The organism is Fictibacillus phosphorivorans (assembly GCF_001629705.1).
GTDB classification, from domain to species: domain Bacteria; phylum Bacillota; class Bacilli; order Bacillales; family Fictibacillaceae; genus Fictibacillus; species Fictibacillus phosphorivorans_A.
This window is the reverse complement of sequence record NZ_CP015378.1, coordinates 518509-532741: the sequence shown is the minus strand read 5'-3', so window position 1 is coordinate 532741 and position 14233 is coordinate 518509. Positions and strand designations below refer to the sequence as shown.

At 43.0% G+C, this 14233-nt stretch carries 14 protein-coding genes, 2 tRNA genes and 1 rRNA gene; 3 read left to right on the top strand and 14 right to left on the bottom strand.

Going from position 1 to position 14233, the window contains the following annotated elements:
- Positions 1-226 precede the first annotated feature (226 nt).
- Together ABE65_RS02800 and ABE65_RS02795 are read left to right on the top strand one after the other, a co-directional pair.
- Positions 227-940 carry a CPBP family intramembrane glutamic endopeptidase gene (locus tag ABE65_RS02800; protein ID WP_066391181.1) on the top strand — a complete coding sequence of 238 codons (714 nt, stop codon included), beginning with the start codon at positions 227-229 and terminating at the stop codon, positions 938-940.
- Entirely contained in the window at positions 937-1140 is a 204-nt protein-coding gene (locus ABE65_RS02795) for a DUF4305 domain-containing protein (RefSeq protein WP_066391180.1), read from the top strand. Before ABE65_RS02800 ends, ABE65_RS02795 begins: the two co-directional genes overlap by 4 nt.
- 408 nt (positions 1141-1548) lie before the next feature.
- Here the strand turns inward: ABE65_RS02795 and tatC are convergent, their stop codons facing one another.
- The 4 genes from tatC to moaC are packed head-to-tail and all read right to left on the bottom strand — an operon-like array spanning position 1549 to position 3726.
- On the bottom strand, positions 1549-2331 hold the full coding sequence (gene tatC, locus ABE65_RS02790; RefSeq protein WP_066391179.1) for a twin-arginine translocase subunit TatC: 783 nt from the start codon (positions 2329-2331) through the stop codon (positions 1549-1551).
- 12 nt (positions 2332-2343) lie between these two features.
- On the bottom strand, positions 2344-2523 hold the full coding sequence (locus tag ABE65_RS02785; RefSeq protein WP_066391178.1) for a twin-arginine translocase TatA/TatE family subunit: 180 nt from the start codon (positions 2521-2523) through the stop codon (positions 2344-2346).
- 18 nt (positions 2524-2541) lie between these two features.
- A complete protein-coding gene (locus tag ABE65_RS02780) occupies positions 2542-3177 on the bottom strand; it encodes a redox-sensing transcriptional repressor Rex (RefSeq protein WP_066391175.1) in 636 nt (211 codons plus the stop codon).
- 45 nt (positions 3178-3222) lie between these two features.
- Positions 3223-3726 carry a cyclic pyranopterin monophosphate synthase MoaC gene (moaC, locus tag ABE65_RS02775; RefSeq protein ID WP_066391174.1) on the bottom strand — a complete coding sequence of 168 codons (504 nt, stop codon included), beginning with the start codon at positions 3724-3726 and terminating at the stop codon, positions 3223-3225.
- A 389-nt stretch (positions 3727-4115) separates the two neighbouring features.
- Between moaC and ABE65_RS02770 the strand changes: the two genes are divergently transcribed.
- Positions 4116-6056, top strand: a complete 1941-nt coding sequence (locus tag ABE65_RS02770) for an ABC-F family ATP-binding cassette domain-containing protein (RefSeq protein ID WP_066391173.1) — start codon at positions 4116-4118, stop codon at positions 6054-6056.
- A 407-nt stretch (positions 6057-6463) separates the two neighbouring features.
- Here the strand turns inward: ABE65_RS02770 and tsaD are convergent, their stop codons facing one another.
- From tsaD to rrf, 10 genes are all read right to left on the bottom strand, one after another.
- Positions 6464-7480, bottom strand: coding sequence for a tRNA (adenosine(37)-N6)-threonylcarbamoyltransferase complex transferase subunit TsaD (tsaD, locus tag ABE65_RS02765; RefSeq protein WP_066391172.1), 1017 nt, complete (start codon positions 7478-7480; stop codon positions 6464-6466).
- Positions 7477-7926 carry a ribosomal protein S18-alanine N-acetyltransferase gene (gene rimI / locus ABE65_RS02760; protein ID WP_066399684.1) on the bottom strand — a complete coding sequence of 150 codons (450 nt, stop codon included), beginning with the start codon at positions 7924-7926 and terminating at the stop codon, positions 7477-7479. Before rimI ends, tsaD begins: the two co-directional genes overlap by 4 nt.
- 10 nt (positions 7927-7936) lie before the next feature.
- Entirely contained in the window at positions 7937-8632 is a 696-nt protein-coding gene (tsaB, locus tag ABE65_RS02755; RefSeq protein WP_066391170.1) for a tRNA (adenosine(37)-N6)-threonylcarbamoyltransferase complex dimerization subunit type 1 TsaB, read from the bottom strand.
- A complete protein-coding gene (tsaE, locus tag ABE65_RS02750) occupies positions 8632-9084 on the bottom strand; it encodes a tRNA (adenosine(37)-N6)-threonylcarbamoyltransferase complex ATPase subunit type 1 TsaE (protein ID WP_066391169.1) in 453 nt (150 codons plus the stop codon). Before tsaE ends, tsaB begins: the two co-directional genes overlap by 1 nt.
- Positions 9085-9093: 9 nt before the next feature.
- Positions 9094-10092 (bottom strand): thiamine-phosphate kinase, encoded by a 999-nt coding sequence (gene thiL, locus ABE65_RS02745; protein WP_066391166.1) that lies wholly within the window; start codon positions 10090-10092, stop codon positions 9094-9096.
- 321 nt (positions 10093-10413) lie between these two features.
- Positions 10414-10489 (bottom strand) — tRNA-Asp (locus ABE65_RS02740).
- A gap of 41 nt (positions 10490-10530) precedes the next feature.
- Positions 10531-10607, bottom strand: a tRNA-Met gene (locus ABE65_RS02735).
- A gap of 141 nt (positions 10608-10748) precedes the next feature.
- Positions 10749-12128 carry an amino acid permease gene (locus tag ABE65_RS02730; RefSeq protein ID WP_066391165.1) on the bottom strand — a complete coding sequence of 460 codons (1380 nt, stop codon included), beginning with the start codon at positions 12126-12128 and terminating at the stop codon, positions 10749-10751.
- 109 nt (positions 12129-12237) lie between these two features.
- Positions 12238-13386 carry a trans-sulfuration enzyme family protein gene (locus tag ABE65_RS02725; RefSeq protein ID WP_066391163.1) on the bottom strand — a complete coding sequence of 383 codons (1149 nt, stop codon included), beginning with the start codon at positions 13384-13386 and terminating at the stop codon, positions 12238-12240.
- Positions 13387-14116: 730 nt separating this feature from the next.
- A 5S ribosomal RNA gene (gene rrf, locus ABE65_RS02720) occupies positions 14117-14232 on the bottom strand.
- Position 14233 lies beyond the last annotated feature (1 nt).

Sequence of the window (14233 nt, the reverse complement as noted above, 5' to 3'; positions counted from 1 at the left end):
AGTTAAAAGATTTCTTATTAGCACTCTTTGTTAGTGAGTGCTAACTCCATTTCTAATAATAAATAAAACTAAAAAATTTTGCAAGTGAGAAATCTAAATATAAATCGAATTACCCGCAAATTCGATATCCTCGCGAGCCCTGCCTATTCTATGTTAAAATGGGTAAGCATATAAAGAGGTATGAAACGTAATTATTTTTAGGGCTGTACGTAAAGGAGAAGGTAATTTGAAGAAAAAATATTGGTGGATCATCTTCATATATATCGTGATGCAATTCTCAGGTTACATTGGGGTTCCACTGTTACATGAACTTGGTGTTCCTAAAAATCAACTTTTTGGAATGTGGGGAACGTTCAGCTTTATCGCGGCTCTTGTAATCATCCTTTACATGCTGATCCCTGAAATGAGAGAACGCCACCGAAATTCTAAGCGCGTCTCAAAAGGATCTGCCATTCTATGGTCGATCATCGGTATTTTCATGGCGTACGCCGCTCAAATTATCGCAAGCATGATCGAGATGAACCTGTTCGGTATCCAACCTGGATCGGAAAACACGAAGCAACTCGTTGAAATCGTGAAAAACGTTAAATATTTTATGATTGTAACGGCCATCGTTGGGCCAATACTAGAAGAGATCATCTTCCGAAAGATTATTTTCGGATCTCTTCATAAACGCTTTAATTTCTTTATCTCTGCTTTGATCAGTTCGTTAATCTTTGCTGCTGTTCATGCGGACTTCACACACTTACTAATTTACACGGCAATGGGCTTCACGTTCGCTTTTCTGTATGTTAAAACGCAACGTCTTATCGTACCCATCGCGGCACACGTTGCCATGAACACGCTCGTTTTGATCGTTCAAGTATTATTTGCCGATAAAATCAAAGAAATGGAACAGCAGCTAGAAACAGCGCAACTGATTATTGGAGGACTATTATGAAGACATCACCACTGTTTATGGCATTTTTATATCTAGGGATCGGGGTCGTCTTTACGTACTTAGCCGTTCATTACGCAAGCGAGTACGGCATGACTAGCTTCTGGACGATCATCACGATGGTTGTAGCAACCTTCGATTACGCCAATGCCATCCGCTATTTCGCATTAAACAGCCACTTGAAAAGAAAAATGAAGAAATAATATGGGGAACTGCTTCTTATTGGAGGCAGTTTTTTTGTTTGTGCGGGATTTTGGGTGGTGCTTTGTGAGGGCGGCCAGTGGTCTGAGGTGGGATTGGACAGATTATTGGTTGAATTGGACAGATTATGTGGGAGATTGGATAGATTAATCGCTGAAATGGACAGATTAATCTTCGAATCAGACAGATTATCATCACCAGCACCAAAACGGAGGCTGTTCATTACTTTTGGTGGCAGCTAAATAGCCCGCAAGCCACCTCAAACGATGCTTACTGTCGACTTCCACGAAAATACTGTCCACTTTTCAATAAATACTGTCCACTTCCCCACTTTTACTGTCCACTCTCAATCACAACTCACTCCAACCACACAAAAAAAAGAGGATTCCCCACGTGGAGTCATCCTCTTTTTAATCATGATACATAGCTTCTGTCTGGCTTTCGCGTTCTTTGACGAGTGCTTCGACTTCGGCTTTCATTCGTTTTTTATAAGCTGTCTTCGAAATGATGATGCTGATTTCGTATAACAGGATAAGTGGGAACGTAACCATCAAGTGAGACAGCAGTTCTGGCGGTGTAATTAATCCAGCTACTACTAAGATCCCAAAGTAGGCTACTTTTCGTATGCTCTTAAGGAAATCAGGTGTTACGATTCCAAGTCGAGTCAGAAACATAATCAAGACCGGGAACTGGAACAACAGGCCGAACGGCAGTGTGATGTTGAATAGGAATGAGAAGTATTCCTGAATTCCGTATTCGCCTTCTACACTAAGTGCCACGGCGACATTTCCCATAAAGCTCACAACGAACGGAAACAGAATAAAGTACGAGAATGCGAGTCCCGTTAAGAAGAGCAGAAATGCAATTGGGATGTACATGAGTGTTACTTTTCGTTCGTTCTCATAAAGCCCCGGGCTGATGAATGCCCAAAGTTGATACAACACCACTGGTGCGGATAGGACGAGGCCGATGAAGAAGGCAAACGTCATGTACACGTTCAGTGGATCGGTTAGATGAAAAGCGTTCATCTGAATGTTCTTTGCGATTGGGTCACTTTGCAGATATACGATTACGGGCTTGGCTAAGAAAAATCCAGCGATCAAGAATATGAAGAAGGCTAGGATCGCCCATATGATGCGCTTTCGTAATTCGCCAATGTGACCGTATAGCGACATATTTTTTTCAGAGGTCATAGACAAACATCCTTACTTCTTCAGTTGTTCGCTTTCCTTTTTCTCATCTTCTTCGTCCATCATGCCTTTTGTTGCATTTTTGAACTCGCGAAGCGTTTTACCTGCTGCTTTACCTAGCTCAGGCAGCTTTTTCGGTCCAAACATAACAAGAGCTGCAAGACCGATTACCGCGATACTTCCTGGTCCTAACATAACGATTACCTCCTTGTTTTAAGAGTAATTTTTCATAAAATAAACAAGCGATTGCAATTCAACAGCTAAATCGATGTGATGAACACGAATCTCTGGTGAGACGGTCAATCGTGCCGGTGTGAAGTTTAAGATGCCTGTAACACCTGCGCGCTCTAACTGATCTGCGATCGGTTGAGCGGCTCCGACTGGAACGGTCAGGATCGCAACGTCAATACCTCGATTCTTCAACTCTTGCTCGATGTCTTCTGTGTGATAGATCGGAACTCCGGCAATCTCGCTGCCGATTTTAGCTCGGTCTACATCGAATGCGACTTCTATTTTGGTATTGTTATTTTTGGTGAAATTGTAATGTAAAAAGGCAGTGCCTAAGTTACCTACTCCGATTAATGCTACGGTTGTTGTTTCATCCTGGTTCAACGTTTTCGCGAAGAACGACAGCAGATAATTAACATTGTAGCCATAACCTTTTTTGCCTAATGCGCCAAAGTAGGAAAAATCTCTGCGGATTGTTGCAGAATCTACTTTAACCGCTTCGCTTAATTCAGCAGAAGACACCCTTTGTTTACCGGAAGATGATAAGTTTTTCAAAAAACGATAATACAAGGGCAGCCGTTTTGCTGTTGCGTGTGGTATTTTTAACTGATCTTGGTTCATATTTGGAGCCCTCCAAGTGTAGAAAGCTTATCTATTCCTATTGTATCATATTTTGTCAGGGCTTGAAGAACGTAGAAAGTCTCCATTCTTTCCTCCTGTTTTCGACTGGAGGTATGTAGGCCCGATCACCATTCCCTTATCCGCTGCTTTACACATATCGTAGACGGTTAACGCTGCTGCAGAAGCCGCTGTTAACGCCTCCATCTCTACACCGGTGCTGCCTTTCGTTTTCACTTCAACTTGGATGTTTAATTTATACATGTTGTCCACTAATTCATCCCATGAAAAAGACAGGTCGACGCCAGTCAGTGATAACGGGTGACACATCGGGATCCAGTCAGAGGTTTTTTTCGCAGCCATGATCCCAGCAATTTGTGCAACGGCTAGAACGTCCCCTTTTTTAAATCCGTTTTCTTTGATCTTAAGGAAGACTTCTTCAGAAACCGTTACCCCGCTTACCGCTACGGCTGTTCGGTGAGATGTTTCTTTTTCCGAAATATCAACCATGCGCGCACGGCCGTCTTCGTTAAAATGGGTAAACTCTGTCATAAAACCCCTCCTCATGATGAATATACACGAAACCGCTTTTATTGTCGTTAAGATTTTACTTGTAATTATTGCAAAATGTTGAACATTCCCTTTGTTGGCGCGAATCTCCAAACTACGCTAAACTACTAGTTAGACAGGGTTATTTGTATAAAGGCTGATTGCATGATTGTTGAATGTAGTTGATTTCCGTTCCAGGTGCTTCGCTTTCCGCGGGGCGACCGGTGAGCCCCTTGCCGCTTTGCGCCCTTAAGGGTCTCACCTGACCGCTCGTCCCGCAGGAGTCTCTCACCTTACACTTCAATCAACTATTCAATGAAGCACTATCCCAATTCTTTATGGGAACAAGCCAATAAATAAAACCACCCGTTTTTCATAGAGGTGAATTTACAATGATTATTTTACAAGTTCAGGACGTTACGAAGTCATTTGGCGCGGACGTTATTTTATCGAATATAAAACTAGAGGTTCAAAAAGGTGAGCGAATCGCGCTTGTTGGGCGGAACGGTGCGGGTAAATCTACGCTACTTCGCGTGATTACTGGTGAGTATTCCTATGATTCTGGTCATGTCATGATTCCAAAAGATGTGAAGACTGGCTATCTCGCACAGGATGCGGGGCTAGATTCGGATGAGTCGATCTGGAACGAGATGCTCTCTGTGTTTGAGGACCTTCGTAAAAAAGAGAAAAAGCTGCGTGAGATGGAAGCGCGCATGGGCGATCCAGAAGTGATCGCTAATGACGCGGAGTATGAACGCCTTCTAAAAGACTATGATGCGCTTCAGGTTACATTTAAAGACGAAGGCGGCTATCAGTATGAAGCAGAGATTCGTACTGTGCTTCATGGTTTTCAGTTTGCCGATTTTGATCGCGATACGAAGATCAACACATTGAGTGGTGGGCAAAAAACGAGACTCGCACTCGCGAAGCTTCTTTTAACAAAACCAGATTTACTCATTCTCGATGAACCGACGAACCACTTAGACATCAAAACACTAACATGGCTCGAGCAATATTTACAGAGTTATCCTGGCGGCATCTTAATCGTTTCCCATGACCGGTATTTCCTCGATAAGATCGTAACGACCGTTTACGAGGTTTCGAGAAAACGATCATACCGTTTCACAGGTAACTATTCTAACTATCTCGAGCAAAAGGCGGAGCGCTTCGCTCAAGAGATGAAAGAGTTTGAGAAGCAGCAAGATCAGGTTGCGAAGTTGGAAGATTTCATTCAGCGCAACATCGTGCGTGCTTCGACTACGAAACGTGCGCAGAGTCGTCGTAAACAGTTAGAAAAGATGGAATTGAAAGAGCGTCCCGCTGGCGCAGAAAAGTCTGCTAGTTTTTCATTTGAGATTGAGAGACAAAGTGGGAACGATGTGCTGAAGCTTGAAAACGTGAGCACAGGATATGAAGACGGTGAACCACTATTTAAGAACGTATCGGTAGCGATAAACCGCCAAGACAGCGTCGCGATCGTTGGACCGAACGGAATCGGAAAATCGACTCTATTAAAAGTGATACGAAAGCAGCTGCCGCTCATATCGGGCGATATACGCTATGGCAGTGGACTTATGATCTCTCACTATGATCAGGAACAAGCGGATCTTCATTCCCGCAAGACCTTACTGAACGAGCTGTGGGATGACTATCCGGAAAAAACGGAAAAAGAGATCCGCTCGATTCTTGGCCAGTTCCTGTTTAGCGGTGACGATGTACTTAAGCTTGTAACCGAGCTGAGCGGTGGTCAGAAGGCTCGACTTGCTCTGGCGAAGCTTATGATGGAAAAAGGTAATCTTCTTCTGCTGGACGAGCCAACGAACCATCTGGATCTCGACAGCAAAGAGATCCTTGAACAAGCTCTAATTCATTATCCTGGTACGATCCTTTTCGTATCGCATGACCGGTATTTCATAAACCGTATCGCCACGAAAGTCGTTGAACTCGCGCCAACAGGCATGACCGAGTATCTAGGTGACTACGACTATTACACGGAAAAGAAAAATGAGATGAAAGCACGTGAAGAAATCGCCGCTCGTCAGAAAGCAGAGAACGCGGTTAACACTCCTTCTTCCAACCAAGGAAACGGTACAAAGAACTCGATCGATAAAGAAGCAAAGAAACTGGATCGTAAAAGACAGCGCCGTATCGAGGAGATTGAAGGTTTGCTTGAAGGACTCGAAACGAAGATCACTTCGGCCGAAGCTGAGCTATGTAAACCTGAAGTCTTTCAGGATTATGAAAAGACGCAAGAATTCCAATCTCAGCTTGATGCTTTGAACGAAGAGATGGAAACGTTGATGGAAGAATGGGAAGAACTTCAGAATGCTTAAGTTGAAAGCTGATATCCTTAATAATGTGAGGATGTCAGCTTTTTATATTCCGCTTCCAAGTTAAACTTCGCACAATTCGACATCACTTCCACACAATTCACACACAATTTTACGAACTTGAGCCCCAAAATATCTTTAAAACGTTACTTATATAAATTCTTATCCACAGTTCGACCTGTGGATTTTACTTCTTTCGACGACTTATCCACGTTATCCACACGAACATGTGTATACATGATGTGAATTGTGCATAACATAAACCCTTTATTTCAAATGTTTCAAAACCATTGTCCACATTATCCACAAACCTGTGTATAACTTTTCCACAAAAATGAAGGGTTTTTGTGTCGATTTCTGTCGATAACTAAAAAAGCTCTTCTCCTCTTAAAAGGAAAAGAGCTTTTACATTATTGCGCTTCTAAATCTAACCCTGGTACACCGTTTAATGCCATATCTCCACGCGTTCCTTTTTGGTACGCCACACTTCCTGCAGCTCCAATCATGGCTGCATTATCTGTGCATAAGTGGAGAGGAGGAATAACGAGGTCATACTTTGTTCCATTAAAACGGTTTTCTAGCATGTGACGAAGTCCTTTGTTCGCCGCTACCCCACCGGCTAAGAGGACTTGTTTTACGTTATATTGCTCTGCGGCACGGTATGTTTTTTCCACAAGTACATCCACAACACTTGCTTGGAAGCTCGCTGCTAGATCTTCAGGCTTAATCACTTCTCCGCGTTGTGTAGCATTATGAACCGTGTTGATCACAGCTGACTTTAAGCCACTGAAGCTGAAATCAAGTGAGTTCGGCTCTAGCCAAGCGCGAGGCAGGTCGATGTTTGCTTCTCCCTCTTGTGCGAGCTTATCGATATGAGGACCGCCTGGGTATGGCATGTTAAGCGTTCGCGCTACTTTATCGTACGCTTCACCTGCTGCGTCGTCTCTTGTTTCACCGATCACTTTGAACGTGCCGTGCTCCTCCATCAGAACAAGCTCTGTATGCCCGCCTGAGACGATAAGAGATAACAAAGGAAACGTCATTTCTTTTACGAGTCTGTTCGCGTAGATGTGCCCTGCGATATGATGCACAGGAACGAGCGGCAGACTATGCGCGAAGGCGAACGCTTTCGCTGCGTTAACACCGATCAATAACGCACCGACGAGGCCTGGTCCTTCGGTTACAGCAACCGCCGTGAGATCTGCTGGTTCTAACCCTGCTTGATTCAACGCTTCTTCAATCACGACTGTAATCTCTTCAACATGATGGCGTGACGCCACTTCAGGCACTACGCCGCCAAAACGTTTATGACTCTCGATCTGTGACGCGACTACGTTTGCCAACAGTTCAGTACCGTTCTTTACAATCGCTACTGCCGTCTCATCACAGCTTGTTTCTATCGCTAATATCAATTCATCTTTTATCATAATTCCACCCACATCACTAAAGCGTCTTCACCATTATCGCTATAATAGTTTTTCCGGATACCGCCTGCTTCAAATCCTAGTTTTTTATATAAATTCTGTGCAACATGATTACTTACGCGTGCCTCTAGCGTCATCGATACAGCGCCATGCATCTTCGCGAGCTTAATCGCTTCTCTCATGAGCATCTCCCCTAGCTTTCTCCCTCTATACGATGGAAGAATCGCAATGTTCGTAACATGTGCCTCGTCCATAACAAGCCAGATGCCGCAATAACCGACCGGCTGAAAGGAGTCTTCGATGACGAGGTAATGAGCGAACTGGTTCTCAACAATCTCTCTGTAAAAAGCTTCTCGGGACCATGGAACAGCAAATGAGGCTTGCTCGATCCCAAGGATATCATCTATATCGCTTACTTTTGCCAGTCTGAATGTATAAGGCTCTCCCATCAGATCCACCCTACTTCCCCTGTGACTTCAGCCAGTTCACTTCTGCTTCTGCCAACTGAAGATAGCTTGGTGTAAACGAATGGATATCAACCGGTTCGCTTGTCATACCGATACGTCCTAGTTCGCTTGGACGAGGATTGTGATCAGATACTTGTCCAAAAACAGCTTGATCGCCCAACACGTTCTGAATCGTCTCTTGGTGCAGAGGCAAATCGCTGCCTACGAATAATATCTTTTTATCTAGCTCTTGAAGCTTGTCCAACCAATCTTTTAATAAGATGATTCCGTCTTCCCAAAGATTTTGAAACTCTCCTGAATCATTTCTTCCATAAAGCCCCGTAAATAGCTGTGTACGGCGCGCATCGAACAACGGAACGGTATAGCCCTCAAAGTATTTCCCGCTCTGAGCAAGCACTTCCAAGCTCGAGATCCCAACGAGTTCTTTTTTAAGCGTCCACGCAAGTGTCTTTGCGATCGTTACACCGATTCTAACACCTGTGTATGATCCTGGCCCTTTCGCAACCACGATGCGATCGAGTTCTGCAGGTTTTACCCCTGTCTCTTTTAACACTTCTTCAATCGCAGGCATTACCCGTATTGAATGATTCTTTTTTAAGTTTGTAATATACTCACCGAGCACTTTTCCTTCATCCAATACAGCGATCCCCATCACAAGATTGGATGTATCTATTGCAAGAACTTTCATTACATAATCTCCTTAACGCGTTCTTCGTATCTGCTTCCGATAGGTCTTAATTGAATCTCTCGCTCATCGTCCCCTTTATGTGAGATAACGAGTTCAAGTCTTTCTTCTGGTAAATAGTCTTCTATAAATACGGCCCACTCGACCACACAAACTCCTTCTCCTGAAAAGTACTCGTCAAACCCTAGATCTTCATCAGAGTCTTCTAACCGGTACACGTCCATATGATAAAGCGGCAGTCTTCCGCTGTATTCTTTAATGATGGTAAAAGTAGGAGAGTTCACTGTACGGGTCACTCCAAGTCCTTTTGCGAGCCCTTTTGTAAAAGTCGTCTTTCCAGCTCCAAGATCTCCAGCCAGTGTGAGTACATCTCCTTTTTGAAGAATAGAGCCTAGCTTTTCGGCAAAAGACATCGTTTCTTCCGCTGACTTTGTTTCATAATGATAAGTACTCATGACTTCCCCTTACCTTTCCCTAAAATGATTAAATCCTTTTTTCATGAGAAGTTTCGGCTTCTCGTCCTGTTTGTGAAGATAGACCTCAGCATTACCAGCTTCTCCAACTTTTCCGATTTCATAAAGCTGCAGCCCATGTTGTTTGAATGTATCTGACAGCACCTTAAAATCTTTTTCTCTTGCCGTCCCAACCAGCACATAGTCCTCTCCACCAAACAACTGGTGGTTGAGCACGTCGGCCTCTGGTAAATCACTTAAGGACTCACTTACAGGCAGACTGTTTCTTTCTATAATAATAGAAACGTTACTCGCTTCAGCAATCTCATTCAATTCACTCGCCACTCCGTCACTGACATCGTTCAAGGAGATCCGAAAACCGCTTCCTGCGAGAATTCTTCCTTGTTCGATATGAGGAATGGGCATCTGATGTTGTCTTATCCATTTTTCTTCGTTTGAGGTAAAAGCAGCATGTCTTGTTTTTTCTAGCAATACAGAGAGCCCTGCCGCTGATTCTCCCGTTATTCCTGTTAAAAATACGGAGTCTCCAGATCTAGCGTTACTTCTTAATAAAGATCTACCTTTTTCTACTTTTCCAATAACGGTCACCGATAATACTAACGGCCCTTTTGTAGAAACGGTATCGCCGCCCATAAGATCCATTTTGTATTTCTCAGCAAGATCTCCCATTCCACGATAGATCTCTTGCAGCTCATCCTCTGACCATTCAGTTGGAATCGCAATCGAGACAAGATAGAACTGTGGAATACCACCCATAGCGGCAATATCACTCACGTTTACAGCAAGTGCTTTAAAGCCTGTTTGGAAAGGTGATAACGTATCCCTCGTAAAATGAACACCTTCTACCATGGTATCCACACAAACGATTTGATCCATCTCTTCATTCACCGACCAAAGAGCAGCGTCATCACCGATTCCTTGAACAACCTCTTTTTGAAAGAAGTGCCGAGGCGTGATGCTGTTGATCCATTCAAATTCATCTTTAATCATGGATGTGCTCCTCTCTGGTTTATCTTTAAAATAGAGTTTTTAAATGACTTTCACTTCAATGAAAAGTTGATTGTAATGGAAGGTGCGAGACTCCTGCGGGACGAGCGGTCAGGTGAGACCCTTAAGGGCGCAAAGCGGCAAGGGGCTCACCGGTCGCCCCGCGGAAAGCGAAGCACCTGGAGCGGAAATCAACCTCAACTCTTAAATCAACTTATAAAAAAGCCTTAGGATTATAATAAAACTCCTAAGGTGACAGTTGTATATTAGTTTAACTTACTTTTAGACATAAAAAAACACGAAACCTTGTTTCGTTTTTAAAAGTGGCGGACCCGACCGGGGTCGAACCGGCGATCTCCTGCGTGACAGGCAGGCATGTTAACCACTACACCACGGGTCCAGCTTGTATGTAATTGATGATGTAGTTCATAAAATTTAAATTGGTTGCGGGGACAGGATTTGAACCTGCGACCTTCGGGTTATGAGCCCGACGAGCTACCAGACTGCTCCACCCCGCGACGTTATAAAATGTTGTTTTCTCTGGTTTAGATAACAACTTGTTTCGGACATTTATTAATATATCACGTTTATTAGTATGATGCAAGTGTTTTAAAAATATTAGGCACAAGAAATTTTATTTATTTCCTATGCCCTCTATTTTATGCTACTTTATCGTTATTCTCAGGGCGTTTGTTGAACCCTTTAAAATAGTAGATCGCTGTTAATAAGATCAACCAACAAGGGCCTACGATCAAGGCGATACGTGTGTCTGGGAAGTATGCCATGATCCCGACTACAAAGATTAGAATCGCTAGTGCAATATATGAGCCATAAGGAAAGAACGGCACTTTGAATTTTAATGTTTTCTTTTCTTCTTCACTTAAGCTTTTACGGAACTTAAGCTGTGACACAAGGATAATGGACCATGTCCAAATTGCTCCGAATGTTGAGATACTTGTTACCCATACGAATACTTTCTCAGGAACAAGATAGTTTAATACGACTCCAATTAGAAGTGCTCCAGCTGAAACCAATACGGCTACAGACGGTACACCCGTCTTACTTACTTTATGAAGTCCTGCCGGTGCTTGTTTTTGTTCAGCCAGGTTGAAAAGCATGCGTCCTGTACTGAATATTCCACTGTTACAGCTTGATAATGCCGCTGTTAAAACAACAAAGTTAATGATACCAGCAGCTTGTCCGATACCGATTTTTTCAAAAGTTAGAACGAACGGACTTCCTTGCGTTCCGATCTGATCCCACGGGTAGATGGACATGATAACGAATAATGCCCCTACGTAAAAAATTAGGATACGCCAGAATACAGAGTTTACAGCTCTTGCTAGTGACTTTTCAGGGTTCTTCACCTCACCTGCTGTAACACCGATCATTTCAATACCTAAGAATGCAAACATAACCATCTGCATAGACATGAGGATTCCCTGTACACCATTAGGAGCGAAACCCCCATTTTCCCAAAGGTTACTGATTCCTGTTGCAACTCCACCGTTACCAAATCCAAATAGTATCATGCCTAAACCTGTAATAATCATCAATACGATAGCAACGATCTTGATCAATGCAAACCAGAATTCGAACTCTCCATATGCTTTAATCGCAAGCAAGTTGATGCTCGCCATGATCACAAGCGCTGATAGTGCCCAAATCCAAACAGGTACATCTGGGTACCACATTTTCATATAAATACCTACGGCTGTTATCTCAGCCATACATGTTACGATCCATAAGAACCAATAGTTCCAGCCTGTTAAATAACCAGCTAGTGGTCCAATATAGTTTCTAGCATATCGGCTAAACGATCCCGCAACCGGTTGATGAATTGCCATCTCTCCTAATGCTCTCATGATGATGAACATTACGGCTCCGCCTAATGCATATGCGAATAAAATTGCTGGCCCCGCCATTTCAATTGCTGAAGCTGACCCTAAAAATAAGCCCACTCCAATAGCGGCCCCGAGTGACATAAGTGTAATATGTCGTTCTTCGAGCCCACGCTGTAATTCTTGTTTTGGCTTCATTTTTATGCCTCCCTTGATGTATATGATGAAGCGCTTTCACTCAGGTATCATAACACATTTCGACAAAAAGGAACAATTCGATTTTATTACAAATTAAAGCCCAAAAGCCCTATTGTATCAGGGCTTTTTTAGCAGCTTCTTTAAAAACAGTTACAATATCCTCAATGTTTTCAATCCCAACTGAAATTCGGATTACATTCTTATTAATCCCCAATTTCTCACATGCCTCGGCTGGTAGTGAACGGTGTGATGTTCCAAGTGGATATGAGACCGTCGTTTCTACACCAGCAAGGGTTGGAACAATGTGAACCCAGTCCAATGACTTAAAGAAAGTGTGCACGCTACTGTTTTCATCAAGTTCGATCGTTACAATAGAAGAATTACCCGTTTCACTCACGTATTCTGGATAGTATACAGTTTTAATTCCATCTGTCTGTTTAAGCTGATCCGCTAATTCAGTGGCGTTAGAGATATGACGTTCCATACGAACACTTAACGTTTTTAAACCGCGAGAAGCTAACCAAGCATCGAACGGTCCTAGATTACAGCCGAGGTGAATCATTTTCGCTTGCGCTTTTGCGATTAACTCCTCATTCCCTACTACCACACCTGCTGTTACGTCGCTATGTCCGTTTAAATATTTCGTCGCACTATGAACAACGAGATCAACACCTTTTGTGTATGGCTGAAGTACATAAGGTGTAGCGAAGGTATTATCGATCATCGTCGTAAGTTTGTGTTCGTTTGCAAGCGCAACAAGACCCTCCAGATCCTCTACGCGCAATAAAGGATTCGTTATGGATTCTGAATAAATGAGCTTTGTATTGCTGCGAATATTTCGTTTAACTTCATCTAAGTCTTTGAATGAAACGAATGTGGTGTCGATTCCAAAGCTTTTGAGGTCATCAGAAAGAAGCTGATAGGTGCCGCCGTACAGATCATCACAAGCTAGAATATGATCACCTACTTGCGCGACTGCTAAGATACCAACTAGAATGGCTGACATCCCCGATGATGTCACAACACCTGCAGGAGCTTGTTCAAGATTAGCAACACCACTCGCAAAATCGTTCTGGTTGGGGTTGTTCATACGCGTATACAAATAATCGTTCTTTCCTCTAAAATAATCCTCTAGGTCGTCTAGGTCATTAAAAGAAAAAGCTGACGTCTGATAGATCGGATTGATCTTACTCACCGACTTCACACTATTATGACCACTTGCATGTACGCTGGATGTATCAAAATGAACATTCTTCATGATATATGGCCTCCCCATTGTTTTTTTATCTTTTAGTTTAGCATAAAATTGGTTGGAGATATGGGGTTTTGTGTAGAGAGTGTTTGTCTTTATAGATGGAGTAGTTGATAAGAAGTTGCTTTTGCTAACCGCTGTTATGTCGAAAATCGGATAAAAATTTTTATACGTGAAATTATGAAGCTTATCCGTGAATATATGAAGGATTACCGTGAGTATATTTGGGGTGGAGTTGATGGGATAGCTGATTAGTGGTTTTGTGGGTGAGATCAGGAAGGTTTAAGTAAGCTATTGGCTTAAAAGATGGTTAAGAAAGCTGCTTGAGGAACTTATTAGATGAAATTTGAAGCCTTTGCTGAAGAATATCGCGTTGTGGAAGATGGCTCTGGCCATCTTCTTCCTATTTTGAGAGCTTTAAGATCGTTGGAAGTGTTAAGCCTGTGTCACGAGAGTACCGTGCTGGGTATCTCCGCAGTCTAATTAAGTCTGAATCCACAAAATTAAGTCGTAAGAAGAGTGAATTAAGTCGGAACGAGCCTCAATTAAGTCAAAAACCGAAAATAAAGGCCATTCGCTAAATCTCGACAACCACTCCAACTCGCTTTATGCTCTATACCCCCGAGCCTTCTAACCTCAATCATTCATAAATCAGAAGTTTGGCAGCCGCCAAACCTCCTTATTTCATTTTTAGAACACAAAAAAAGAAGATGGATTTTCATCCATCTTCCTCATTGCCTAGCGACGTCCTACTCTAACAGGGGGAAACCCCCAACTACCATCGGCGCTAAAGAGCTTAACTTCCGTGTTCGGTATGGGAACGGGTGTGACCTCTTTGCCATCATCACTAGAC

What these genes read in the sequence shown, in the direction of transcription:
- thiL (WP_066391166.1), bottom strand. Translation starts at nt 10,092, where the DNA reads ATGATTAAAGATGAATTTGAATGGATCAACAGCATCACGCCTCGGCAC.
- tatC (WP_066391179.1), bottom strand. Translation starts at nt 2,331, where the DNA reads ATGACCTCTGAAAAAAATATGTCGCTATACGGTCACATTGGCGAATTA.
- tsaE (WP_066391169.1), bottom strand. Translation starts at nt 9,084, where the DNA reads ATGAGTACTTATCATTATGAAACAAAGTCAGCGGAAGAAACGATGTCT.
- ABE65_RS02725 (WP_066391163.1), bottom strand. Translation starts at nt 13,386, where the DNA reads ATGAAGAATGTTCATTTTGATACATCCAGCGTACATGCAAGTGGTCAT.
- rimI (WP_066399684.1), bottom strand. Translation starts at nt 7,926, where the DNA reads ATGGGAGAGCCTTATACATTCAGACTGGCAAAAGTAAGCGATATAGAT.
- ABE65_RS02730 (WP_066391165.1), bottom strand. Translation starts at nt 12,128, where the DNA reads ATGAAGCCAAAACAAGAATTACAGCGTGGGCTCGAAGAACGACATATT.
- moaC (WP_066391174.1), bottom strand. Translation starts at nt 3,726, where the DNA reads ATGACAGAGTTTACCCATTTTAACGAAGACGGCCGTGCGCGCATGGTT.
- ABE65_RS02795 (WP_066391180.1), top strand. Translation starts at nt 937, where the DNA reads ATGAAGACATCACCACTGTTTATGGCATTTTTATATCTAGGGATCGGG.
- tsaB (WP_066391170.1), bottom strand. Translation starts at nt 8,632, where the DNA reads ATGAAAGTTCTTGCAATAGATACATCCAATCTTGTGATGGGGATCGCT.
- ABE65_RS02785 (WP_066391178.1), bottom strand. Translation starts at nt 2,523, where the DNA reads ATGTTAGGACCAGGAAGTATCGCGGTAATCGGTCTTGCAGCTCTTGTT.
- ABE65_RS02770 (WP_066391173.1), top strand. Translation starts at nt 4,116, where the DNA reads ATGATTATTTTACAAGTTCAGGACGTTACGAAGTCATTTGGCGCGGAC.
- ABE65_RS02780 (WP_066391175.1), bottom strand. Translation starts at nt 3,177, where the DNA reads ATGAACCAAGATCAGTTAAAAATACCACACGCAACAGCAAAACGGCTG.
- tsaD (WP_066391172.1), bottom strand. Translation starts at nt 7,480, where the DNA reads ATGATAAAAGATGAATTGATATTAGCGATAGAAACAAGCTGTGATGAG.